The sequence below is a fragment of the Salegentibacter tibetensis genome (assembly GCF_020164485.1).
Taxonomy (GTDB): domain Bacteria; phylum Bacteroidota; class Bacteroidia; order Flavobacteriales; family Flavobacteriaceae; genus Salegentibacter; species Salegentibacter tibetensis.
In genome coordinates, this window is the sequence record NZ_JAIQZA010000006.1 from 1 (window position 1) to 24,584 (window position 24,584).

Here is a 24,584-nt window from a genome sequence, read left to right on the forward strand (position 1 = left end):
ATCCGGCAAAGCTCCAATCATTTCCCCTAATTTAATTTCAAATCGAAAAATATTTCAATGAACGTTTATCCTTTATATAGTCATACTTCCCAATGATTCACATACTCCTTAACCGGACACTAGTAATAGTATATCTAAAATAAGACTTTCCAAAAGTAAGATTATTTAGAATTTTATAGTTGCAACCCAGATAAATGTTTAATTTCGCGTTGAAATTTTTGGTTCGGATGTGAATTTTTTCACGCCGATTAAAAGGGAATCAGGAAGAAGACGAAATATTAGAAGTTTTACTTCATATTTTAAACTTCGCAAAGCCTGAGCTGTTCCCGCAACTGTAAGCTTAATTCCGATTTCACATCGGAATGTTTGTTGTTATCACTTCAAAAACCACTGTTCCTTTTTGGAATGGGAAGGTAAACAACAAGACGCGAGCCAGGAGACCTGCCAGAATATAACCAATAAATTCTTAGACTTTCGGGATAAAAGTCAGAGGGCAGATGAAAATAACGCGAAATTACATTTTATTTCTTGGCTTGCTTTGTGGCTTGCCGGTACTTGCTCAAAACGATACACTAAACGTTTTGGACGAGGTTTTTTTGACCGATACCAAGTTGAAAGATTTTTCTACCGGCCAGCAGGTTACTGTTTTAAGCGATTCGATTTTAAAGAAAAACGGGGCGCTGCTAACTTCAGCCTTAAATTTTAATACCCATATCTATTTTAAAGAGAATGGCCTGGGAATGGTTTCCTCGCCTTCTTTTCGGGGAACCACAGCTTCCCAAACCGCCGTTTTGTGGAACGGGATCAATATCAATTCCCAGTTTAACGGACAAACCGATTTTAATACGCTAAATGCCGGCGGATTTGACAATATAAGCGTGCGTGGTGGGGGTGGAAGCGTGGTTTATGGAACGGGTGCTATTGGTGGTACCGTTCATTTAAATACCAATCTTGATTTTAGCGGAAAAACGAAACAGGATATTTTCTTACAATACGGAAGCTTTAATACCTTGGATGCACGCTATAAAGTAAAAATTTCTGGAAAAAAATGGAGTTTGAGTATAGCCGCAGCCAGGAATTCTTCAGCTAATGACTATGAATGGCCGGTGGAAGGCAGGCAGAATGAAAACGGCGAATTTTATAACAATAACCTGAATGTTGGCCTGGCTTATCGTTTAAATGAAAAAAACACCTTAAAATTTTTTAGTGAGGTTTTTGATGGAGAACGCCATTTCTCATTAATTCGTCCCTCCGAAACCAAAACAAAATACCAGAATTTTGATACCCGAAACCTACTGGAATGGGTAAGTGAATTTGGGGATTTTGTCTCGGTGGCCAGGCTGGCACTTCTGGATGAAAACTACCGGTATTACGCGAATATTACTTCTGAAAATTATTCTTTTGGAGAAGCTCAAACCCTAATTGGCAAATACGATTTGAATTATTCGGTATCCAAAACGTTGGAGTTTAATGCCGTATTGACGAATACTTATACAGACGGTACCGGGTCTGGAATTACAGAGAACACCCGAAATATCTTTTCTTCAGCATTATTAATGAAGCATAGGCCATTTGAAAAGCTGCAATACGAATTGGGAATCAGGAAAGAATTAACCCGTAATTACGAGAGCCCGTTATTATTTTCTGCAGGAGCACATTATGAATTTACCGATTTCTATAGCTTAAAAATGAATGTTTCCAGAAATTTTAGGATCCCTACCTACAATGACCTTTACTGGGCTGGTGCCGGAAATCCAGAGCTTAATCCCGAAACTTCCAATCAGGTGGAACTGGGAAATCATTTTAGGCATAAAGACTTTAAATTTAGCCTTACCGGGTACTATATCCAAATTAATGATATGATACGCTGGCTGCCTTCAGAAAATGGTGTTTGGCGTCCCAGAAACGAAGAAAAAGTAGAAACCTACGGCCTTGAAGCCCTGGCCGGCTGGAAAAAGCAAATTTTTAAAGGCCACGAGATAAGTGCTTCGGGTACTTACGCCTATACGGTTTCAGAAAATATGAATACCGGTTACCAGCTTATTTATGTGCCTTTTCACAAAACCACAGGGGCACTTACTTACGCTTTTAAAGATTTCAGTATTGATTATCAGCTTTTATATAATGGAGAAGTTTTTACGAGATCTGATAATAATTCCCGTTATAATATGGATGCATATTTGGTCTCAAACCTGGGGCTGTCATACGATTTTAACAAAAAAAACACCTATAAAATTGGAGCAAGAGTGCTTAATATTTTTGATGAGGAATACCAAAGTGTACAAGACCGCTGGATGCCCGGTAGAAATTTTAATATATACCTAAACCTTAATTTTTAATCAGCATGATGCTGTATGTAAATAGGCATTACACCGGATTATTTTAAACCGCCTATTTGCTCAGCTTATTGCTAAAATTTAAAACCAATGAAGAGAATCAGTAAATTACTAACAATGGCCATTTTAAGTGGCTTATTTTTGAATTCATGTAGCAGTGACGACGATGCTATTGATAACATAGAAGAACCGCAGGCTCAAGGAGCCTTTACAAATGGTTTTTTTGTGCTAAACGAAGGGGGCTCGGGAGCAGGTAGCGTTACTTTTATAGATAATGAATTTCAAAATGTAGAACAGGGAATTTATCAGCAAGTAAATGGTGGAGATGATCTTGGGCAATTTATGCAATCTATTTTCTTTAATGAGGAGCTCGCTTATATCATTTCTAATGGCTCTAACTTGATAACCGTGGTAGATCGCTACACTTTTGAGCTGGTAGGGAAAGTGGATAGCGGATTGCAGGTTCCCCGATACGGAGTTGTTGAAAACGGGAAAGCTTATGTAACAAACCTTGCCGCCTTCGATAGCAGCACAGATGATTATGTAGCCGTTATAGATTTGGAAACTTTAGAGGTTGAGGAAAGCATTGCTTTGAATGCTCCTGCAGAGCATATTATAGAAGAAAACGGATTAATTTATGTGCAAAACGCTGTCTTTGGCTCAGGCAATGGAATTTCAGTTATTGATGCAGCTTCTTATGAAATCGTGAATACCATTAAGACTAAAGAAAACCTTAATTCTTTTCAAATTAAAAACGGGATGCTTTATGCATTAAGTTCTGCCACTCTTGAAAAAATTGATTTGGTATCTGGAGAGGTTTCTGAGATAGCTATTGTTTCTGATGCCGGAAGCGCAGCCAACCTTGATTTGGAAGATGGAATGATCTATTACACTATAGGGAATTCAGTATTCGTGATGGAGGAAAACGCTGAAACAGCACCTGAAGAAACCTTACTTTCTTATAGTAGCGATTCGCAGTGGGGAGTGATGTATGGTTTTGAAGTTAAAAACGGAAGAATTTATATAGCCGATGGTGGAGATTTTGCTTCAAATAGTTTTATTGAAGTTTATACTGCCAACGGGGAATTACTTGAGAATATAGAAGTAGGAGTAGGGCCTAATGGTTTTTACTTTAATGAATAAAATATTCTATTGAATTGAATTGCATAAAAAAGCCCCGTTTCAGCTAAGAAACGGGGCTGTTAGATTAAATATGGTTTTGAAGTTATTTTTTGATTTCAGCAGCTTTTTTCCTGATTTCTTCAGGAATTTCGTCTACATACATTCTTTGATAATCAATATCAGTCTCACCACTTTCTCCAATTTTAGAAAATCGCGAATCATAAGATAATGTCGGTATTGCCATTCTGTTACCGGTAATATCAGCAAGTGCTGAGGCTAACAATGGTTCTTCTGTTGTACCCAGTTTAATAAGATTTAAAATATCTTCTTCCGCTTCTATATCAGGAATTAATCCTTCCTCAGAATAAGCAACATCATTGGAATTTCTAGCTTCATAAATAAGTGGTTGGATAACATATTTATGATTTGGATTGCGGTTTTGTCTTGTATAGTTGGGAGAATCATATAAAGGAGCTGCAGCCTGGAATTTTCCAACCGTGCTTTCACCTACATGGATTACATTAATATAAGGGGCAAGGCCGTTCATTACCAGTTCACTGGCTGAGGCAGTAGAAGAAGTACCTATAATGTAGACTTTACTTAAGTTAAGGCTGTTAATAGTTTCACCTGTTCTAATTTCGTCATTAAACCTATCTACCAATTGTTCTTCTGTAAACTGGTTTTGTAAAAGGTCGTTCCAATTTTGTTTAGAAAAAATCTCACCATTAAACTGGCCTGTAACCATACTGGAAAGATCTACAGCACTTTCTACAGAGCCACCCCCGTTATATCTAAGGTCTAAGACCAACTCATCAATACCCTGAGCTTGTAAATCTCCGAAAACAGCGTTTAATTCATCATCAAAATCTGCAGTAAAACTATTATACATAACATAACCTACATTAATGCCGTCTATATCCAGAACTTTAGAAACTAAAATCGGATTTTCGGTGATTTGTACCTTGTTAAGCTCGAAAGTTTCACCAGTCTCGCTAATTTCATTATTATCATTAACTTCTGCTATAGAAATTGTATAGCCATCTCTGGCTAAAAGAGATTGGTAGTTGGTTAAATTCATAGCTTCCCCATCAATTTCTGTAAAAAGCATTCCTCTGGTTACCCCGGCTTCATCGGCAGGACTTCCTAAGATTACATAGCGAACGTAAGCTAAAACGCCGGCTTCCCCATATCTTACTAAACCGTATTTCATTCCTGTGGTGGTTCTTATACCACTCTGGTTGTTTTCTAAAATAGTATAGTCGTTTGTAATAAAACTAAAGCGGTCTTTTGGAGCTGGTACCTTAAGTCCGTTTCTAAAAAGGTCTTCCGGTGAATCAAAACTTGCCAACCACTCGTTTTTGTCTTCTTCAGAATCAAAATAATCTTCTCCCAGTTCTGGAACATCGGCTTCATAAACATAATAAATGCTCATGGCATCATATAGATAATTTTCGATTTCCAAATTAGGAGTCTCCCCGGGTTCTTCTCCACCTTCCACAACCGGAAAGCGTTCGTCATCTTGGTCTTTGGAGCAGGAGCTCAATATTCCGGTGGCAAGGAATAAAAGTAAAATCAGTTTATTAATCTTCATAAATGTTATGTTTGTTTTAGATTGCTAAAAATACCCACAATTAATTAAATTCAAAATCCTATTGTAACAAATATCATTGCTAATCGTTTTATAGATAAGAAGGTTATTAAACCAACCATAAATGAAACAACAAGCCTTCCTGGAAAAAATTAACCCGGTAAAAGATAAAATGTACCGGCTTGCTTTACGACTGCTTATCTCTAAAGAAGCGGCAGAAGATGCTACCCAGGAAGTAATCCTTAAATTATGGGATCGGGAACATAAGCTCAAGGATTATACCAATATTGAAGCTTTTGCAATGACATTAACAAAAAATTACTGTTTAGATGAATTAAAAGCGAAAAAGAATAATAATTTAAGAATTGTTCATCAGAATTATGAAAATAAATCAATTTCTCTTCAAAAAGGATTAGAAATTACAGATGAACTTAACTGGATAGATAAAATTGTAAATGAGTTGCCCGAACAACAAAAAATTGTTTTTCAGCTTAGAGATATTGAGCAATTAGAATTTGACGAAATTACTGAAATTACGAGGATGAAGCCAACTGCCATTAGGGTAGCTTTATCCAGAGCGAGAAAGAGAATACGGGAAAGCTTAACAAACAAGCATAATTATGGAATTACAAAAAATTAGAGAATTACTGGAAAAATATGATGCCGGTAAAACCACATTAGCCCAGGAAGATATGCTTCGTGAATATTTTCAACACAATGAAGTGCCAGATGATTTAAAAAGCTATCAGTTAATATTTGCTTTTTCAGAAAAATCAAGAAAACCAATTATGGAGCGGAAGGTACAATTGCCTGCTTCAGAGAAAGGGAATAAGTACTTATGGACGGCTATTGCAGCGAGTGTAATTCTGGTAGTAGGGCTATTCTTTTTTCAGAATAAACCTATGGAAATGAACGATAGCGATCTTGGCACTATTCAGGATAAGGAAGAAGCTTTACAAAAAAGTATGGAAGCTTTAAAAATGGTTTCCGAATTGATGAACGAGGGCAAGGAAGACCTTATTTATTTAAAAGAATTTAATAACACCAAAAATAAATTTATAAAAACTGAATAACCCATGAAAAAGATAGCAATAGTTATTATAATTGGCCTTTTGCCGGTAATAACGCAGGCCCAGTCTTTTGCCAAGTATGAAAACATGAAAGATGTTGATGCGATGGTAATGACCAGCAAGATGTTTAAAATGCTTGCCAAAGTAGATTTAAGCGAAGATAATCCTGAAGCCAGGGAATATTTGAAACTGATAGAGAATCTTGATGAAATTAAGATGTTTACCAGTACTACTGCTTCGGTAAGGAGCCAGATGCAAAAAGATGTAGAGAACTATTTAAGTTCAAATTCTTTAGACCAGTTAATGCGGGTGAAAGAAGATGGTAAGAATATTCGTTTTTACTCAAAAGGCGGAAAAAATGATAATTACGTAAACGAGCTGTTTATGTTTATGGAAGGTGAGAAGGAAGGGGAGCCAATTTCTGTGATTCTAAGTATCACTGGAGAAATAGACCTCTCGCAATTATCTCGCTTAACTTCAGACCTTAAAATTCCCGGGGCGGAAGAACTTAAAAATGTAGAAAAAAAATCTTAGATTAATTTTAATTCAACAAAAATGAAATCAATAAAAATTTTAGGTTTGGCTTTGGCCGCTGTTGCATTTGTTTCTTGTGCCAACGAGCCGAGTTTGCAGGAGTATTATGTAGAAAATCAACAGGATAATAAATTTATCGCTTTAGATATTCCTACTAGTATGTTCGCGAAAACTGAAGAGCTTGATGAGAATCAAAAAGAAACCCTTGAAAGTGTGAAAAAGATAAATGTCCTGGCTTTACCCGTAAAGGAAAGCAAAAAAGAATATGAAGCTGAAAAAGCAAAGCTAACCGATATTTTCCAGGATGAAAAGTATCAGCTTTTAATGAAATACGGTTCAAACAATCGCAGAGCGGAAATCTATTTTACAGGAGATGAGGATGCTATAGATGAAATTATCGTATACGGTTATGATGATGCTAAAGGAGTTGGAGTTGCCCGTCTTTTAGGAAAAGACATGAACCCACAGAAATTAATGGAATTAATGAAATCACTGGATAAAGGTGATATAGATGTAAATGGCCTTAAGGGAATAACAGGAATGTTTAAAACCGAACTTGAAGAATAGTTTTATTAGTTGAAATGAAGAGGTTGTTTGAAAGTGGCCGTCAATCTGAACTTGTTTCAGATCTAACTTGTTAGACCCTAAAATCAGGTCAGGGTGACATAAATGTCTTTCAAACAACCTCTTTTTTAGTTTAAATCCCCGTATAATTCTGCGGGGTAATTTTTTTAAGTTCTTCTTTTACTGCTTCAGAAACATCCAAAGTTTCAATAAAATCTGCGATGCTTTTTTTATTGATTTTTTCGTTGGTTCGGGTTAGCCCTTTTAGGGCTTCATAAGGGTTCTTGAAACCTTCCCGGCGCAAAATGGTTTGAATTGCCTCGGCAACTACCGCCCAATTGGCTTCCAGGTCTTGATTCAGCTTTTCTTCATTCAGCAATAATTTATCCAGGCCTTTTAAAGTGCTTTTAAATGCGATACTTGTGTGTCCCATCGGTACGCCAATATTTCTTAGCACCGTACTATCGGTAAGGTCTCGTTGCAGACGACTAAGTGGTAATTTTGCTGAAAGATGTTCAAAAATAGCATTGGCAATACCTAAATTCCCTTCGCTGTTTTCAAAATCTATAGGATTCACTTTATGCGGCATTGCCGAAGAACCTATTTCCCCTTTTTTAATCTTTTGTTTAAAATAATCCATAGAAACATAGGTCCAGATATCGCGATCTAGATCTATTAAAATGGTATTTATCCTTTTTAAACTATCAAATAGAGCAGCCATATGGTCGTAATGCTCAATTTGGGTAGTGGGAAAAGAATGGTGTAATCCCAGTTTTTTCTGAACAAAATCAGTCCCAAATTCTTTCCAGTCGGTATTTGGATAAGCTACTTTATGCGCATTGAAATTTCCCGTGGCTCCGCCGAATTTCGCCGCGTGAGGAACTTTATTTAAAAGATCGAGCTGAGACTCTAAACGGGTGATAAAAACTTCTATTTCTTTTCCTAAACGGGTTGGGGAAGCCGGTTGGCCGTGCGTTCTGGCCAGTAAAGGTATATTGGCCCAATCTTGAGAAAGTTGGGTGAGTTTAGCGATAATTTGTTCTACTTCCGGAATGTACTCAGCTTCAATCGCGTCCCTTAAACTTAAAGGAACGGCTGTATTGTTGATGTCCTGGGAAGTGAGGCCGAAGTGAATAAACTCTTTATGAGCTTCCAGTCCTAATTCATCAAACTTATTCTTTAAAAGATATTCTACGGCTTTTACATCGTGATTGGTGGTTTTTTCAATCTCCTTCACCGCTTGTGCATCAATAGTGGTGAAGTTCTCATAGATAGCACGCAAGTGGCTAAAAACCGAATGATCTACATCTTTAAGTTGAGGTAGCGGCAATTCGCAAAGCGCAATAAAATATTCCACTTCAACCTTTACACGATACCTTATTAGAGCTTCTTCGCTAAAATAAACTGAAAGTTGTTTGGTTTTGGAATGATATCTTCCATCTATTGGGGAAATGGCGGTTAGCGGTGTCATGTATTTGATTTAGAAATTAAAAGGCGTAAAGATACTGCTTCCAGATAATCTTTAAAACCGCAGTGGCATTTCTTTTTCCTTTTTTAGCTTTAGTTTTTTAAGCTGAATTTATCAAATCCTGTACAAGCTTAGTAACTCCTACTGAAGCCTTTTTAGCAATAATATGAAGGTTTCCTTTTTCTGAGATATTTGGTTTAGGGTCTATAAAGTAAACAGGGATCTCTTGAGCTGCAAAATCTACGAGACCTGCCGCCGGATAAACCTGCATTGAAGTTCCTATAATAATAAGTATTTCGGCTTCGGTAACAATTTCCATAGCTTTTTCAAACATTGGAACCGCTTCACCAAACCAAACTACATGTGGCCTAAGCTGATGGTTGAACTCGCAGAAATCACCAGGTTTAATATCCTGTCTCCAATCCATTACAAGTTTTTCATTAAAAGTGCTCCTTGCTTTTAATAGCTCGCCGTGCAAATGGGTGACCCTGGTACTTCCGGCTCTTTCGTGGAGATCATCGATGTTCTGCGTTATAATTTCTACATCAAATTTTTTTTCCAAATCGGCTAAAGCTTTATGTGCAGCATTTGGTTCTACTTCAAGTAATTGCCGCCGTCTTTTATTGTAGAAATCCAAAACTAACTCTTGATTGCTTTCCCATCCCATGGGAGAGGCCACCTCCATCACATCGTGACCTTCCCAGAGGCCATCAGCGTCCCTAAAAGTTTGTATACCACTTTCTGCACTAATCCCAGCTCCGGTAAGAATTACTATTTTTTTCATATTAATATAGTTTGCGAATCATTTTTATAAACCTTAACACCCGTTAAAACGTCCTATCCCGTATCTACAAATAGATCTGATAATTAAAAAAGCATTTGATTGCGTTTTATTGACTCTAAATTTATTAATAACTAAGTTTTTAAAAAATTAAAAATATTTCTTTTGAAACCGCCCGACTTCCTGTCGGGTTTTTTAATTTTAGCCTATGCAAAAAATCAACCTTCTGGCCCATCTGGAAACTTTTCTTACGCCAAGGCGTATTGCTTTATTTGACAAGGTGATTTCGCAGCGAACCAATCATTTTACGGTTGCTACGCAGGATGTTTATCAGCTGCATAATACCAGCGCTGTAATTAGGAGTTGTGAGGTTTTTGGAATTCAAAATATTCACGTAATAGAAGAACGAAAACCTAAACGAATTGACCGGGAAATTGCAATGGGCGCCCAAAAATGGGTAGATGTTAATCGGTATTCTACTTCAAAAGAATGCATCAAAGAATTACGAGCCAAAGGATATCAAATTGTGGCCACAACACCTTACGGAGAAAGTACAGCACTCAAAGATTTTGATATAGAAAAACCCTCGGCTATCTTCTTCGGAACAGAAAAAGACGGCTTAAGTGAAGAAATTTTGAAGGAAGCCGATTGTAGATTAAATATACCCATGGTGGGTTTTACTGAAAGTCTTAATATTTCAGTTTCTGCAGCTATTATTTTACAGAGTATTACTTCCAGATTAAAAAGCAGTGAAATTGGCTGGCAATTATCTGAGGAAGAAAAAATAGCTCTTAAATATCACTGGTTGAAAAAGTGTATAAAAAATTCAGATTCAATTATAGCACAGTACCAAGCAGAAAATTCATAAATTAGTTGAATAATTTTTTCTAATGACCCTTTTTTTCTACCTACTTATAGCATTTATTACGTTTATTGCTTTTCTACACGCCTGGGCGAAGAAGAGATATGACATCAGCCGAACGATGGTGATTAATTCTCCTCGCGATGTGGTGTTTAGCTATGTAAGGCAATTGAAGAAGCATCCACTTTGGGTACCCTGGTTTTCAAAACATCCTCAAGTTGTTTTAAAACATAAAGGTGAAGATGGTAAACTAGGTGCGGCTATTTACTGGAGAAGTAAAAACAAGGAAATAGGAGAGGGTATTCAAAAGATTATAAAAGTAAAACACCCCAGAGTTTTTGAAACAAGGATTTTATTTGTGAAGCCGGTTAAGGTTAGTTTGCTAACCTATTTTGCAGTAAAAGAAATAGAACCCGGAAAATCTAAAGTCGTTTGGGGAATTAGAGGAAATCTGCCATTTCCGCTTTCAGTTATAAGCTTGTTTTATAGTCCCGATAAATTGATGGGGCAGGATCTTGAAAAGGGCCTGATTAATTTAAAAACTAAAATGGAAAAAAGAGTAAAGGTTTAGTTGCGTTGTAAAACCCGATATTCTTCGTAGCATCCACTTAAAGCATCCAAAATTTGAAGATCGTTTGCCGATCTTAAAAAATCTTTAGAATAGCTGCAGCGTTGCAGAATTTCATCTATCTCTACCTTATTTATTGGAAGCAGGGCGATAAGAGTTTCCCTGTCAAATTTATTTCTAAGCAGTGTTCTAATTTCATCATCTTCTTTCATCTGCCTTAATTTCCGCATTTGTTTTGGTTTTTTTCCAAAAATATTATGCATCAAATCGGCAGGATTAAAGATTGCTCCTAAAGTACGGGAAACCGCACTGGCTGAGTTATCTCCACCTTCATAACCGGCATTTAATCCTGAGATGCTGTAGCGGTTATTCTCATAAATCGGAATATTTCTGGCGTCAATCTCAAGATATCCGGTAAGTGTTACAGGTTTTAAAACTACTTCTTCCAAAGCAATTCCCAATTCGGTCATTTTTACCTTTACATTTCCGTATTTAAGCCAGTCATTGGTAACTCTAACCTTAATAGATCTGAATCCTAAGTAAGAAAAATACAAAGTATCATTAACTGTCGCCTGCAGTTTAAAAGTTCCATCTTCTTCACTAACTGCACCTTTAACCTGGTTGAGGTTCACGATATGCACTTTTTCAATAGGTTTATCATCGGCCGCATTCATAACGGTTCCTGATATAACATCCTGTGAGAATGCCTGGAGAGATAAAAAAAGTAATAAAAGGGGAAAAAAGAATTTCTTCATAACAATTGGCGCCTAAATTATAAAATACTTATAAAAAACAATGCCATAATTTAAAATTTAGGCGCCAGATGTGAATTTAATTTTTGCTGCGTCTTCTTTTTAAGGAACTTTCAATGTTACTGCTTCGGTTACCGGATTTTTTTCCTCTTCCCGAATCACCAGAACCTTCTGATCGCCTGCGGCCACCACCTTTAAAATCAGGCTTTTTACCACTCTTGTTGAATTTGCCGCCTTTTCGGCCGCCTCCGCCACCGCCGCCACGTTTTCCCCGACCGCCGGTATCTGTAGTTTCTTCAACATTTATAAACCTACCCTGATGCTTAAAGTCTTTAAAAGTAGTTAAAACAGTATCGGTATTTTTTGTATCTGTATTAAAGAAAGAGAAACTGTCTTTTACATCAACTTTATAAACATCGTCACGTCCAAGATCCAGAGTTGCCTTAAGGAAATCCTTTAAGCTCATCCAATCGAATCCGTCTTTGGAGCCAACATTAATAAAGTAGCGTGTAGAATCTCCGGAACCTCCTCCATCTGCAGGAGCAGAAGGAGAACTTAATCCTTCAGAATTTTTGTAATAGTTGAAGAAACGGGTGAACTCTACAGAAAAGAACTTTTTGATAAGTTCTTCTTTAGTAAAATCTTCCAAAACTTCATTAATACTAGGTAAATAAGCTTCTATCTCAGGGTTAATCTTTGTTTCCTTAATATCATTGGCAAGGTGAAACAACTGAACACGACAAATTTCCATTCCGTCAGGAATATCTTTTTGTTCGAATTTCTGCTGAATAATACGCTCAATACTTTTGATCTTACGCATTTCACTTTTGGTAACAATAACCATGGAAACTCCACTCTTTCCTGCACGACCGGTACGGCCACTACGGTGAGTATAAGTTTCAATCTCATCAGGTAGCTGGTAGTTGATTACGTGAGTAATATCATCTACGTCAATTCCACGGGCAGCAACATCTGTAGCCACCAACATCTGGATTTGTTTGCTTCTAAAACTTTTCATTACCAAATCACGTTGGTTCTGGCTAAGGTCACCGTGCAATGCTGCAGCGCTGTAACCGTCTTCAATAAGTTTTTCAGCTACTTTTTGAGTATCTCTTTTTGTTCGGCAAAAAATTACCGAAAAGATATCTGGATTGGCATCTGCCAGTCTTTTTAAGGCTTCGTAACGTTGTCTTGAATTTACCAGGTAAAACTCGTGGGATACATTAGATGTTCCCTGGTTTTTAGATCCTACGGTAATTTCAATAGGAGTACGCATAAATTTCTTGGCGATAGTTGCAACTTCTTTTGGCATCGTTGCAGAAAATAACCATGTATGCTTTTCTTTTGGTGTATGTGAAAGGATAGCTTTAATGTCTTCGAAGAAGCCCATATTAAGCATTTCATCAGCTTCATCTAAAACACAATACTCAATTTTAGAGATATCTACCAGGTTACGATTAATCATATCCTGCATACGTCCCGGGGTAGCTACAATAATTTGCGCTCCACGTTCAATTTGTCTGGCCTGGTCTGTAATGCTGGCGCCACCATAGATGGCAACCGGGTTAAGACCTTTTTCAAATTTAGCGTAATTCTTTATTTCGTTGGTAATCTGCAGGCAAAGTTCACGGGTTGGTGAAAGAATTAATGCCTGGGTATGTCTTTTACTTACGTCAATTTTCTGGATAAGCGGGAATCCAAAAGCAGCTGTCTTTCCTGTACCGGTTTGGGCTAATGCCACCATATCGGTATCTTCGTTTAGTAAAACAGGAATCGCTTTTTCCTGTATTTCACTGGGGTCTGTAAAACCCATTTCTTCGACTGCTTTAAGAATAGAAGGGTTTAAACCTAATTGTTCAAATTTGTTCATATAAAAAATTAAATAAGCGGCAAAGGTACGGCTTAGATAGCAATTTACAGCTATCTACTTCCTTTATTTTGAAAGATAGGCGATTAGCGCTCTAAAAGCTTTTCCGCGATGACTAATCTTAGATTTTTCGCTTAAATTCATTTCAGCAAAAGTATATTCAAAATCATTGGGTTTGAAGACCGGATCATATCCAAAACCTTTGTCGCCACGTTGCTCTTTTATAATTTCTCCTTTACAAATTCCGGTAAAAAGATTTTGGTTCTCATTTAGATTTAAAGCGATAGCTGTTTTAAATTGCGCGTTTCGGTTTTCTTTGTTTTCTAACTGGCTAAGCAATTTTCTCACATTTGCGGTATCATCTTTATCATCGCCTGCATAGCGAGCAGAGTAAACCCCGGGTTCCCCGTTTAGCGCTTCTACTTCAAGTCCTGTATCATCGGCAAAACAATTATAACCGTAACGATTCTTTACGTGCTCAGCTTTTAAAATTGCGTTACCTTCTATAGTATCGGAAGTTTCCGGTATTTCTTCAGTACATCCAATATCATCTAAGGATAAAAGTTTTATGTAGTGCGGCAAAAGTGCCTTGATTTCAATCAGTTTATTTTTATTGTGTGTGGCGAATACAAGTTCCATAGGTTAAGTTTAACGGTGGTGGTAGGGTTCGTTTTTTAAAATAGTGAAAGCACGATATAATTGTTCGGTAAAGAATAATCGCACCATTTGGTGGGAAAAGGTCATCTGTGAAAGTGCGACTTTAGCATCAGCTCTTTGGTAAACCGCTTCAGAAAAACCATAAGGACCGCCAATCACAAAAATAAGCTGCTTGAGACCGCTGTTTAATCGCTTTTGAATATATGCTGAAAATTTTTCCGAAGAAAATTCTTTTCCATTTTCATCTAAAAGTACCAAATAGTTTGAATTCTGAACTTTAGCAAGGATTAATTCCCCCTCCTTTTCTTTCTGCTGATTTTCATCAAAATTTTTTGTCTTTTTTAGGTCTGGAATAATTTCAATTTCAAATTTATTATAAAACTGAAGTCGCTTTTTATAAACCTCAATAAGTTGTTTTAGCTCCCGGTTATCGGTCTTTCCTATGCAGAGTAATTTTATGGTCATTCGGTAGATTTAACGCAGACTTTGCTACATTTACAAAAATAAGTATTGCAAATGATCTCAAAAGAACAATTTGAAAAAGAAATAAACCTAATAATAGAAAATGCGCTTAGGGAAGACGTTGGAGAAGGTGATCATAGCTCCTTAGCCTGTATTCCTGCAGGAGCCAGAGGAAAAGCCAAACTTCTAGTAAAGGATAAAGGAATTTTGGCGGGTGTGGATTTTGCCCTGAAAGTTTTTGAAAAACTTGATCCTGAACTGAAAATTGAAGTTTTAATTAAAGACGGGAAAGCTATAGACCGTGGCGATATTGCATTTTATGTTGAAGGAAGTTCCCAGTCTATTTTAAAGGCTGAAAGATTGGTGTTAAATGCGATGCAAAGAATGAGCGCTATAGCTACTAAGACTAACACTTTTGTGCAAAAATTGGAAGGTACGAATACCAAAATTTTGGATACCCGAAAAACCACTCCCGGCATACGCGCTTTAGAAAAATGGGCAGTAAAGATTGGGGGAGGAGAAAACCATAGGTTCGCTTTATACGATATGATCATGTTAAAGGACAATCATATAGATTTTGCCGGCGGAATTTCCAAAGCTATTAACAAAACTAAAGATTACCTTAAGGCAAATGAACTTGATCTTAAAATAATTGCTGAGGCAAGAAATTTAAAAGAAATTGAAGAAATTTTAGAAAGCGAAGGTGTTTATCGAATTCTAATAGATAACTTTAATTATGAAGATACGCGGGAGGCGGTAAAACTTATAAATGGCAAATGCTTAACAGAATCCAGCGGTGGAATTACTCTGGAAACCGCACGTAAATATGCAGAATGTGGAGTAGATTATATTTCCAGTGGTGCACTAACGCATTCAGTTTACAATTTAGATCTCAGTCTAAAAGCAATATAATGTATGGCTCGAAATAAAGCTTTTCTAACTAAACTAGAGCAATTTTCAAATTGGTGGGAAAGTAAAACCAAAGGAATAGTATTGCCCGGTTTTGATGGTCTATCGCTTTACGATCTTTGGATAATTTATTCTGGCGGAATTATAAAAGGTACCTTTTCTACAAGAGCAAGTGCCATTGCCTTTAGCTTTTTTATGGCATTGTTTCCGTTTTTGCTGTTTATGCTTAACCTTATTCCCTATATTAATTTTATAGACGATTTTCAGCTACAGTTCCTTATTTTTATGGATTCTTTGCTTCCTCCCAATACCTCAGATTTTTTTAATGATATCTTTCTGGATATTGCTAATACGCCTCGTGGTGGTTTACTTTCAATAGCCTTTCTTGTATCAATTTTTTTAATGACCAACGGTATAAATGCTATTTTTACGGGTTTTGAATTTTCTTATCATACCAATGCGAACCGCTCTATTGTAAGACAATACCTGGTAGCGGTAAGTGTTTCTCTAATTATGTCTTTACTTTTATTAATTACCGTAATCTTAGTAGTGTATTTAACTTATGCCATAAGTGATTTTAATGAATTAGGTTTAGGATTTATGAACATTAATTCGGCTATCGTAAAATACCTTTTATTTATCCTGCTTATTTATATTGCAGTAGCTACCCTGTATTACTTTGGAACTAAAGAGGCCCGGCAGGCCCGTTTTTTTTCTATAGGAGCATTCTTCACCACCATCCTGATTTTGATCTTTACTTACTTATTTGGTTTATACATAGAAAATTTTTCTACCTATAATGAGCTTTATGGCTCGATTGGTGCATTATTAATATTAATGGTGTATATCTGGTTAAATTCTAATATATTGCTCTTAGGATTTGAATTAAATGCATCTTTAATAAAAATGAAGAAAAAAATTAAATAACTTAACACCCTAAAACCACATTAAAAATGAAAAAACTATTAGTTCTATTTGTGGCCGTCTTTGGCTTAAACTTAACTTCAGCACAAACCGAAATAGGTGGTGCTACATTACCTAATACTTTAGAATATGGTTCTGAAGAAATGATGCTTAATGGGGCCGGAATAAGAGAAAAGTTCTGGATGGACATGTATGCCGGTGGACTTTATCTGAAAAATAAATCGGGGAATGCTACGGAAATAATGAATAAAGATGAAGCAATGGCAATTAGATTGCATATTGTTTCAAAAATGATAACCAGCGACCGTATGATTGACGCGGTGACTGAAGGTTTTGAAAACGCAACCGGCGGAAATACGGCATCAATTTCAACAGAAATCAAAAAATTTATCAGCTTTTTTAAGGAAGAAATTAATAAAGGAGATGTTTTTGACATCGTTTATTTGCCCAGTAGAGGTTCAGTAATCTACAAAAACGGAAAAGAAAGTGGCTCAATTCAGGGAATGGAGTTTAAAAAGGCTTTATTTGGGATATGGCTTTCCAATAAACCGGCAGATGAAGACCTAAAAGAAGGTATGCTGGGTAAACAATAAAATTTAGAGATAATGAAAACCAAATTCAACTTACTTAACCTATTCCTTTTTGGATTTATCCTGATTTCTTCAGGGCTCCAGGCGCAAGGGGTATTTGGTAAATGGAAGGTAGTTAACGATGCCGGCCGTGTAAATTCTATCGTAGAGATCTACGAGGAGGACGATTTTGTCCATGGAAAAGTAATTAGGATTACAAAAGAAGAACACCGTGATCAAAAATGTACCAAATGCCCGGGTAAACTCAAAAACACACCTATAGAAGGCTTAAACGTAATTCGTGACTTTGTAAAAGAAGGCGACGAATATGTAGATGGTATCTTAATAGATCCAAAGTCTGGAAAAGAGTACAGTGGGAAAATTTGGGTTGACGACAAAAATCCCGATATACTAAACGTGAGAGGGTATATTGCTTTTTTCTATAAAACTAAAGTTTGGGAAAGAGTAGAATAATATTTTTGAAAATTTAAAACAATAAAAGCCATTCTTTTTTAAGGATGGTTTTTATTTTTGGAAAGCTTACTAGTTTGTAAGCATAGAAATGCTCTTGCGCAAGAGCCGCATATCTTGTAAATTTTTCAATTTAATGACCTGGGATTGTACCAGGGTACTTTACTTCGTCAATATGTCGTATTTTATAGATGTTATTTTACCACTTCCTTTACAAAAGCGCTTTACCTATGCAGTAACAAAGGAGGAAGCCGGTTTTCTGGAAGAAGGGATGCGTGTTGCTGTTCCATTTGGAAAGTCTAAAGTTTATACTGCTATAGCGGCTAAAATTCATCAGAACCCTCCGCAGGTTTACGATGCAAAGCCTATAAACCAGATTTTAGATAGAAGCCCTTTGGTGACAAAGCATCAATTAAAATTTTGGGCGTGGATCGCTTCCTATTATATGTGTGCTGAAGGTGATGTGCTAAAAGCAGCATTACCCGGTGCATTTTTACTGGAAAGTGAAAGTATAGTTCAGCTAATTAAAGATGCTGAAATAGATGAAACCCAACTTAAAGATGAAGAGTATTTGGTGATTGAAGCCTTGCAACGGCAATCCTCGGTAAAGATCCAGGAGGTGATGAAAATTCTGGATAAAAAAACCGTTTTACCTGTTCTTAATGCTTTGGTAGAAAAAGGTTTGGTGGTGCTTAATCAGGAAATTTATGAGCAATATAAGCCGAAAAAAATACGTTTTGTTCAATTAAATCCGGTTTATTATAATGAAGCTGAAATGCACCAGCTATTAGACGACCTGGAAAAAGCACCAAAGCAGAAAGAAGCATTATTAAGTTTTTTCAGCATAAAAGCACAACATAAAAAACCTCTAAAAGTTAAAGAGTTAAGCGAGAAATCGGGCGTTTCGGCAGCAATTATAAAAAGTCTGGTTAAAAAGAAAATTCTCGAGGAATATTATGAGAAGACCGATAGGGTAACTTTCAAGGGGGAATCTTCAGAAGCGGGAATTCAATTAAGTGAACTTCAGCATAAAGCTTTTTCAGAAATAAAGACCGGCCTGCAAGAACAGGATGTGTGTTTATTTCATGGTATTACCTCTTCAGGAAAAACCGAAATCTACATTAAACTTATTGAAAAAGTAATTGAGCGAGGTCAACAGGCACTTTATGTTTTACCTGAAATTGCTTTAACCACGCAATTAATTGAGCGACTGCGCGCTTATTTTGGAGATAAAGTTCTGGTATATCACAGTAAATATTCGGTGAATGAAAGGGTAGAGGTGTACCGGCATATTTTAGAAGATTCAGAAAAAGCACGAATTGTAATTGGTGCGCGTTCTTCTATATTTCTTCCGTTTGTAAATTTAGGCCTTGTGGTGGTAGATGAGGAGCACGAAACCTCTTTCAAGCAATTTGATCCTGCACCTCGTTACCACGCACGGGATGCCGCAGTGGTTTTAGCAAATTTCTTTAAGGCGAAAACTATTTTAGGATCGGCCACGCCTTCATTAGAATCTTATTTTAACGCGCAACATCATAAATATGCCCTGGTGGAATTAAACCGAAGATATGGCAATGTCCTGGAGCCTGCGATTGAAATTGTGGATATAAAAACCAAATACAAAAAGAAAGAGATGAAAGGGCATTTCTCTGATAAAATGCTCGCTGAAATTAAAGAAACTCTTAATGTTGGGGAACAGGTGATCTTATTTCAGAACCGCAGGGGGTTTTCTCCGGTGCTGGAATGCAACACTTGCGGGCATTCGCCTCAATGCCCTAACTGCGATGTGAGTTTAACCTATCACAGTCATAACAACCAGCTGCGCTGTCATTATTGCGGTTATCATATTGCGATGCAAAAAAAATGTATGGCTTGTGATAGTTCTGAAATTACTACCAAAGGTTTTGGAACCGAGCAGATAGAAACAGAATTGAAATCAATTTTCCCTGATTATAAAACCGCAAGAATGGATCAGGATACCACCCGTGGTAAATATGCTTACGAGAAATTAATCACTGCTTTTGAACAAGAGGAAATAGATATTTTAATCGGAACCCAAATGCTTACTAAGGGGCTTGATTTCAGAAAAGTGAATCTTGTAGGAATTATGAATGCCGATAATTTACTGAATTTTCCGGATTTTAGAGCGCACGAACGCAGTTTTCAACTGATGCTTCAGGTTGCGGGTAGGGCAGGAAGAACAAAAAAACGTGGCAAGGTTTTAATTCAAAGTTATAATCCGCATCACCAGATTATTCAGCAGGTTTCCATGGGCGATTATGCGGGGATGTATAAAGATCAGTTAGAAGAGCGGTATAACTATAAATACCCGCCTTTTTATCGTTTGATAAGGATTACATTGAAATGCCGTGATTATTCCAAAACCAACGAGGCTGCAGACTGGCTGGCGATAGGAATGAAAAATGTTTTTAAAGAGAACGTGCTTGGCCCGGAATTTCCACCGGTGGCCAGGATTAGGAATGAATATTATAAGAATATTCTGCTTAAAATTCCGCAGCAGCAATCATTGGGAAAAACAAAACAAGTACTTCAGAGAATTATGGAAAGTTTTAAAGCTATTGGAACTTTTAGAAGCGTAAAAGTGGTTATTAATGTAGATCCTATATAAAAGGAATTGAATGTTTATTAACACGTTATTCTGAACTGGTTTCAGAATGCAGGCTGGTTAACAAAGTAGGACCTGGAGACAGGTTCAGGTTGACGAGGAATTATAAAGTATATAATTCAATCCCTCATTGAGGGTTAATTACCCTAGGCTCCCCGAGGTTCTTGATTTAATTTATTGAATTGCACTCAATGCTTCAACAAGGTTATTTTTCTTGTGGCGGCTAAGCGGTAATTTTTGTTTATCGATCTCAATATTTTTAGAATTATAGCGCTCAATTTTATCGAGGTTTACAATGTAGGATTTATGGGTTCTTAGAAATTTATCGTTGGGTAGTTGCTCTTCAAAGGATTTCATTGTAGCAAGAACCACAAAGTTTTCTTTTTCGGTCACGAATTTAACGTAGTCTCCCAAAGCCTGGATGTACTTGAGCTTATTCAGAAAAACCTTACGATTTTTGAGGTTGCTTTTTACGAAAATGTAATCATCATCTTCAGGCGGAGCAGCGATTTGATGTTTTAATTTATAGAGGTTTATCGCCTTACTCACTGCATTGTTAAAGCGTTCTTTAGTTACCGGTTTATGAATATAATCTACCGCATCGTAATCAAAAGCTTTAAAGGCATATTGCGTTTTTCCTGTAACGAAGATAATTTGTGGTTTGTTGGGCAAATCGTCCAGAAGTTCAAAACCTGTTAACACCGGCATTTCAATATCGAGAAATATTAAATCGATTTCATTATCGAGGAGGCCATTTTTTGTTTCAATAGCGTTATTGTACTCGGCAACCAGTTTTAGGTTAGGATGATCTTTAATCAGCTTCACTATAGATAGACGTTGCAAGCTGGAATCATCAACGACAATACATTTGAGTAAAATTTCTTCCACGATAGTTAGGTTAAGTAATAACAATATTAAACATAATATCTCATAATAACAAGATAATCTTTACATTCGTCGAACAAATTTGAACTTAATCCTTCCTGATTAAGTGCGATTTAGATGTTCTGATGATAATGTAGAAATTTTGTAGTTTGTTCTGTTTAAATATTATGTTATAAGCCTTGAAGTTAGTTTACTTTTAAGCTTTGAAAATAGAAATAAATGAGCTACTTTTGCAGCCAAATTAATTTAAAGTAAATTTTTATGAACACTTATGAAACTGTTTTCATCTTGAATCCCGTTTTATCTGATGAGCAGATAAAGGAGACAGTTCAGAAATACGAAGAATTTCTTGTTTCTAAAGGGGCCGAGATGGTATCGAAAGAAGATTGGGGGCTTAGAAAATTAGCCTATCCAGTTCAACACAAAAAAAGCGGGTTTTATCACCTGTTTGAATTCAAAGCTCCAGGAGAGGCTATAGAGCCGTTGGAACTTGCTTTTAGAAGAGACGAGCGTATGATGCGTTATTTAACTGTAAGGTTAGACAAACACGCTATCGACTGGGCTGAGAAAAGAAGAAATAGAAGACAACAAGAAAAAGCGTAAGTATGGCTACATCTATTGAACAACAAGCAAAAGGTAAAAAAGACGGAGAGATCAGGTATCTTACTCCTCTTAATATAGAGACCAGTAAAACGAAGAAGTATTGTCGTTTTAAAAGGTCTGGAATTAAGTATGTCGATTATAAGGATCCAGATTGGTTAATGGGTTTCGTGAACGAGCAGGGTAAATTGTTACCTCGTCGTCTAACCGGTACTTCTTTAAAATACCAAAGAAAAGTGGCTGTTGCTGTGAAAAGGGCACGTCATCTTGCGTTAATGCCATATGTTGGTGATTTACTAAAATAAAAAGAGGCAATTATGGAATTGATACTTAAACAAGACGTAGATAATTTAGGCTTTAAAGATGACTTGGTAAACGTGAAGAACGGTTACGGCAGAAACTATCTTATTCCTCAGGGATATGCACATCTTGCAACTCCTTCAGCTAAAAAAGTATTAGCTGAAACCCTGAAACAAAGAGCTTATAAAGAACAGAAAAATATCGATGAAGCTAAGAAGCAGGCAGAAAAACTTAATAACGTAGAGATTAAGTTAACTGCTAAAGCTGGTGCCGGAGACAAATTATTTGGATCTATCACTAACGGCAATCTTGCCGAAGCTTTCGCTAAAGAAGGCATCGAAATTGATAAAAAATATATTAGCATAGCAGGTGGAAACATCAAGAGATTAGGACAGTACGAAGCAACTTTGCGTTTTCACCGTGAAGTAGTTACTACTTACAATTTCGATGTTGTAGCTGAAGCTTAATTTATTTTATTACAAAGTTAAAAGCCCGCTCCAGTAGTGGGCTTTTCTTATTTTAGTGAGACCCTAATTTACAAATAGCGAAGCTACGGAGTAAATTAGTAGGTCGAACTAATCCCGACGAAGGTCGGGATCCTTATTTTCGTCAAGCTGAACTGGTTTCAGCTTCTAACATGTTTTAATATACCAACAACTTAGATCCCCGATAAAAATCGGAGCAGGCTCTGAAATAAATTCAGGATGACTATTTTTTTTCGATATATTTTAATTTTACCAGAATGAAATATTCCAGATTAACAAAAGAACAGTTTGAAGAAATGAAGCAGGAATTTATCAATTTCCTGGCTGCACAATCCATAACTGCTGAAGAGTGGGATGATATTAAAAAGAATCAGCCAAAAGCGGCAGAGCAGGAGCTGGATGTTTTTAGCGACCTTATTTGGGAAGGTGTCTTAAATAAAGTGGAATTCCTGGAACATTTTTCGGCGAATCAAATTTATTTATTTCATATAACCGAAGTCACTATTCATCTCATTGCCATTAAAATAGAGCACGAGGGAGTAGATCTTACCACCCGAAAAGGATATAGCTGGTTGCAAACTAACTTGCTGGATGAATCTGTGAATATTTATACTTCATCCAAGGTTTTAAGTGACGACAGAAATAAAGATATTTTTGCACTTATTAAACAAGGTGCCAACATCACTAAAGGAGATCTTTATCGTTATTTCGATAATATGGTGGAAAGTAAATAATTACGATTGAAACTTTTCTTTTGCGAAGGTTGGAGATTAAGTTTAGAAAACTCCTATTCATCAAATAGAAATAGTATAAAAAAGGTAGCGTGGAATTGTTTGCAAATTCAGGGAAATCTAAGTTATCCTTAATATAGACCGATTTTCAACAGTATACAATTTACATTATCCAGTATTACTCATATCTAAGCGACTCGATAGGATCTTGTTTAGCTGCTTTTGCTGCGGGATAACTTCCGGCGAGAATAGCTACTAAAATCGTAATAGCGGTTGCCCAGATTATCGCAACCCAAGGGGTGGTAAAATTGAAATCGGCTGCGGCAGAAACGCCTATCCCGATCAATATTCCGAAGATAATTCCTACCAGCCCACCAATCTGCCCGATAATAAGGGTTTCCATAAAAAACTGTGTGGCGATGGTTTTGCGTTTTGCACCAAGGGCTTTCCTTACTCCAATTTCCCGGGTTCTTTCCGTTACGCTTACCAGCATGATGTTCATTAAAGCAATTGAAGAACCAAAAATGGTGATAATAGAAATAATCCAGGCAGCGATATTAAGGTAGCTGGTTATAGAAAAAATCCGGTTAATAAGATCGTCACTGCGTTCCAGGCCAAAATTATTTTCTTCCATAGGATTTAGTTTTCTGATACTCCTAAAGGTTAATATCGCTTCGTCCTGAGCACCTTCCAGTAATTCTTTATCGTCAACTTTAACGCTTACTGCATAATTTATTTGCGGCTGGGTAAACATAGACCTGGCAACCTGTATGGGCATTAAAATCCGTAAATCCTGGTTGTTCCCGAACGTAGAACCTTTAGATTCCAGGATTCCAATAACCCTGAATTTCCCTCCCCTAATACTAACAATTTTATCAATGGGATCCTGGCCTTTAAAAAGTCCTTCGGCTTTCGCGAAATCGGCTCCAAGAATAACCACGTTATTATTATTCTGAATATCAAAAATGTTGAATTCCCTTCCCGCCTCTACATTCAAACCAGAATTCTCCATGAAGTTTTCATTTACGCCAAGAACCCTTACTTCAGGATCGGTTTTTTCGTTGATGTATTTTACTTCCGCGCCGGAAGTCCCGGTAAAAGAAACCGCAGTTTGAGCCTGTGGATATTCGTAATTTTCTTCAAATTTCTTTACTTCCCGGTAACTGATTACCGGATTAATTTTTTCAACTTCCCCGCCGCCCTGGCGTTGGGAATTAAATTCATACCGCTGAATATTAAAAGTATTAGCACCCATGGAGGCGAAATCGCTACTAATAGTATTTTCCAGTGCGGTTACCGCACTCAAAATTCCAACCAGCGCAGTGATCCCGATAGCGATGATCAATACGGTAAGTATGGTTCTAAGTAGCTGACTTTTAATGGAATTAAAAGCAATGCTTATGTTTTCTTTGAACAATCCGAACATAGAATGTTTTTTCAGTGCTATTAAGTT

The 24,584-nt window shown here is 36.8% G+C and carries 26 protein-coding genes and 1 riboswitch; of the genes, 17 read left to right on the top strand and 9 right to left on the bottom strand.

Translation table 11 applies throughout. The features are described from left to right. Positions 1-202 precede the first annotated feature (202 nt). Positions 203-463: riboswitch (cobalamin riboswitch) on the top strand. Positions 464-497: 34 nt separating this feature from the next. Both LB467_RS04350 and LB467_RS04355 read left to right on the top strand, forming a co-directional pair. Continuing rightward, positions 498-2,339, top strand: a complete 1,842-nt coding sequence (locus LB467_RS04350; protein ID WP_224472802.1) for a TonB-dependent receptor plug domain-containing protein — start codon at positions 498-500, stop codon at positions 2,337-2,339. An 87-nt stretch (positions 2,340-2,426) separates the two neighbouring features. Beyond that, a complete protein-coding gene (locus tag LB467_RS04355; protein WP_224472803.1) occupies positions 2,427-3,479 on the top strand; it encodes a YncE family protein in 1,053 nt (350 codons plus the stop codon). An 82-nt stretch (positions 3,480-3,561) separates the two neighbouring features. Here LB467_RS04355 and LB467_RS04360 read toward each other — a convergent pair whose 3' ends face one another. Beyond that, positions 3,562-5,049 carry a S41 family peptidase gene (locus LB467_RS04360; protein ID WP_224472804.1) on the bottom strand — a complete coding sequence of 496 codons (1,488 nt, stop codon included), beginning with the start codon at positions 5,047-5,049 and terminating at the stop codon, positions 3,562-3,564. A gap of 121 nt (positions 5,050-5,170) precedes the next feature. Here LB467_RS04360 and LB467_RS04365 point away from each other — a divergent pair, with 121 nt between their 5' ends. Genes LB467_RS04365 through LB467_RS04380 form a run of 4 tightly spaced genes read left to right on the top strand, consistent with a single transcriptional unit; the run spans position 5,171 to position 7,217 of the window. Continuing rightward, positions 5,171-5,686, top strand: coding sequence for an RNA polymerase sigma factor (locus LB467_RS04365; protein ID WP_224472805.1), 516 nt, complete (start codon positions 5,171-5,173; stop codon positions 5,684-5,686). Further along, positions 5,667-6,119: a hypothetical protein gene (locus LB467_RS04370; RefSeq protein WP_224472806.1), complete on the top strand. Its 453-nt coding sequence runs from the start codon at positions 5,667-5,669 to the stop codon at positions 6,117-6,119. The genes LB467_RS04365 and LB467_RS04370 overlap by 20 nt, the downstream gene beginning before the upstream one ends. A 3-nt stretch (positions 6,120-6,122) precedes the next feature. Continuing rightward, positions 6,123-6,650, top strand: coding sequence for a DUF4252 domain-containing protein (locus LB467_RS04375; protein ID WP_224472807.1), 528 nt, complete (start codon positions 6,123-6,125; stop codon positions 6,648-6,650). A 21-nt stretch (positions 6,651-6,671) separates the two neighbouring features. Continuing rightward, the gene (locus LB467_RS04380; protein WP_224472808.1) at positions 6,672-7,217 is read left to right on the top strand and encodes a DUF4252 domain-containing protein; all 546 of its coding nucleotides are present in this window, start codon (positions 6,672-6,674) and stop codon (positions 7,215-7,217) included. A 130-nt stretch (positions 7,218-7,347) separates the two neighbouring features. Here LB467_RS04380 and purB read toward each other — a convergent pair whose 3' ends face one another. Then, complete coding sequence (purB, locus tag LB467_RS04385; RefSeq protein ID WP_224472809.1) at positions 7,348-8,685, bottom strand: adenylosuccinate lyase; 1,338 nt, start codon at positions 8,683-8,685, stop codon at positions 7,348-7,350. A 97-nt stretch (positions 8,686-8,782) separates the two neighbouring features. Next, a complete protein-coding gene (locus tag LB467_RS04390; protein ID WP_224472810.1) occupies positions 8,783-9,466 on the bottom strand; it encodes an SIR2 family NAD-dependent protein deacylase in 684 nt (227 codons plus the stop codon). Positions 9,467-9,671: 205 nt separating this feature from the next. On the opposite strand from LB467_RS04390, the gene LB467_RS04395 reads away from it, so the two are divergent. Together LB467_RS04395 and LB467_RS04400 are read left to right on the top strand one after the other, a co-directional pair. Beyond that, positions 9,672-10,331, top strand: coding sequence for a TrmH family RNA methyltransferase (locus LB467_RS04395; RefSeq protein ID WP_224472811.1), 660 nt, complete (start codon positions 9,672-9,674; stop codon positions 10,329-10,331). 22 nt (positions 10,332-10,353) lie between these two features. Continuing rightward, positions 10,354-10,896 carry an SRPBCC family protein gene (locus tag LB467_RS04400; RefSeq protein WP_224472812.1) on the top strand — a complete coding sequence of 181 codons (543 nt, stop codon included), beginning with the start codon at positions 10,354-10,356 and terminating at the stop codon, positions 10,894-10,896. On the opposite strand, the gene LB467_RS04405 is transcribed toward LB467_RS04400, so the two are convergent. The 4 genes from LB467_RS04405 to rlmH form a co-directional block, all read right to left on the bottom strand. Then, positions 10,893-11,648, bottom strand: a complete 756-nt coding sequence (locus LB467_RS04405) for a carboxypeptidase-like regulatory domain-containing protein (RefSeq protein ID WP_224472813.1) — start codon at positions 11,646-11,648, stop codon at positions 10,893-10,895. The two genes, LB467_RS04400 and LB467_RS04405, sit on opposite strands and share 4 nt — an antisense overlap. A 76-nt stretch (positions 11,649-11,724) precedes the next feature. Continuing rightward, entirely contained in the window at positions 11,725-13,515 is a 1,791-nt protein-coding gene (locus LB467_RS04410) for a DEAD/DEAH box helicase (protein WP_224472814.1), read from the bottom strand. Between the two features lie 63 nt (positions 13,516-13,578). Next, complete coding sequence (locus tag LB467_RS04415; protein WP_224472815.1) at positions 13,579-14,151, bottom strand: non-canonical purine NTP diphosphatase; 573 nt, start codon at positions 14,149-14,151, stop codon at positions 13,579-13,581. A 9-nt stretch (positions 14,152-14,160) separates the two neighbouring features. Continuing rightward, complete coding sequence (gene rlmH, locus LB467_RS04420; protein WP_224472816.1) at positions 14,161-14,634, bottom strand: 23S rRNA (pseudouridine(1915)-N(3))-methyltransferase RlmH; 474 nt, start codon at positions 14,632-14,634, stop codon at positions 14,161-14,163. Positions 14,635-14,685: 51 nt separating this feature from the next. Between rlmH and nadC the strand changes: the two genes are divergently transcribed. The 5 genes from nadC (at position 14,686) to priA (ending at position 20,133) form a co-directional block, all read left to right on the top strand. Beyond that, positions 14,686-15,543, top strand: coding sequence for a carboxylating nicotinate-nucleotide diphosphorylase (nadC, locus tag LB467_RS04425; protein WP_224472817.1), 858 nt, complete (start codon positions 14,686-14,688; stop codon positions 15,541-15,543). 3 nt (positions 15,544-15,546) lie between these two features. Then, complete coding sequence (locus tag LB467_RS04430; protein WP_224472818.1) at positions 15,547-16,467, top strand: YihY/virulence factor BrkB family protein; 921 nt, start codon at positions 15,547-15,549, stop codon at positions 16,465-16,467. A gap of 26 nt (positions 16,468-16,493) precedes the next feature. After that, the gene (locus LB467_RS04435; RefSeq protein WP_224472819.1) at positions 16,494-17,057 is read left to right on the top strand and encodes a chalcone isomerase family protein; all 564 of its coding nucleotides are present in this window, start codon (positions 16,494-16,496) and stop codon (positions 17,055-17,057) included. A 12-nt stretch (positions 17,058-17,069) separates the two neighbouring features. After that, positions 17,070-17,507, top strand: a complete 438-nt coding sequence (locus LB467_RS04440; protein WP_224472820.1) for a DUF2147 domain-containing protein — start codon at positions 17,070-17,072, stop codon at positions 17,505-17,507. Between the two features lie 172 nt (positions 17,508-17,679). Further along, a complete protein-coding gene (gene priA, locus LB467_RS04445; protein ID WP_224472937.1) occupies positions 17,680-20,133 on the top strand; it encodes a replication restart helicase PriA in 2,454 nt (817 codons plus the stop codon). 171 nt (positions 20,134-20,304) lie between these two features. Here the strand turns inward: priA and LB467_RS04450 are convergent, their stop codons facing one another. Continuing rightward, positions 20,305-21,018, bottom strand: coding sequence for a LytR/AlgR family response regulator transcription factor (locus LB467_RS04450; RefSeq protein WP_224472821.1), 714 nt, complete (start codon positions 21,016-21,018; stop codon positions 20,305-20,307). A gap of 258 nt (positions 21,019-21,276) precedes the next feature. Here LB467_RS04450 and rpsF point away from each other — a divergent pair, with 258 nt between their 5' ends. From rpsF to LB467_RS04470, 4 genes are all read left to right on the top strand, one after another. Continuing rightward, positions 21,277-21,618: a 30S ribosomal protein S6 gene (rpsF, locus tag LB467_RS04455; RefSeq protein WP_224472822.1), complete on the top strand. Its 342-nt coding sequence runs from the start codon at positions 21,277-21,279 to the stop codon at positions 21,616-21,618. Positions 21,619-21,620: 2 nt separating this feature from the next. Next, positions 21,621-21,920, top strand: a complete 300-nt coding sequence (rpsR, locus tag LB467_RS04460) for a 30S ribosomal protein S18 (RefSeq protein WP_224472823.1) — start codon at positions 21,621-21,623, stop codon at positions 21,918-21,920. Between the two features lie 12 nt (positions 21,921-21,932). Beyond that, positions 21,933-22,382 carry a 50S ribosomal protein L9 gene (gene rplI / locus LB467_RS04465; protein WP_224472824.1) on the top strand — a complete coding sequence of 150 codons (450 nt, stop codon included), beginning with the start codon at positions 21,933-21,935 and terminating at the stop codon, positions 22,380-22,382. A gap of 275 nt (positions 22,383-22,657) precedes the next feature. Next, entirely contained in the window at positions 22,658-23,134 is a 477-nt protein-coding gene (locus LB467_RS04470; protein ID WP_224472825.1) for a DUF6495 family protein, read from the top strand. A gap of 175 nt (positions 23,135-23,309) precedes the next feature. Here LB467_RS04470 and LB467_RS04475 read toward each other — a convergent pair whose 3' ends face one another. After that, positions 23,310-24,557 (bottom strand): ABC transporter permease, encoded by a 1,248-nt coding sequence (locus LB467_RS04475; protein WP_224472826.1) that lies wholly within the window; start codon positions 24,555-24,557, stop codon positions 23,310-23,312. Positions 24,558-24,584 lie beyond the last annotated feature (27 nt).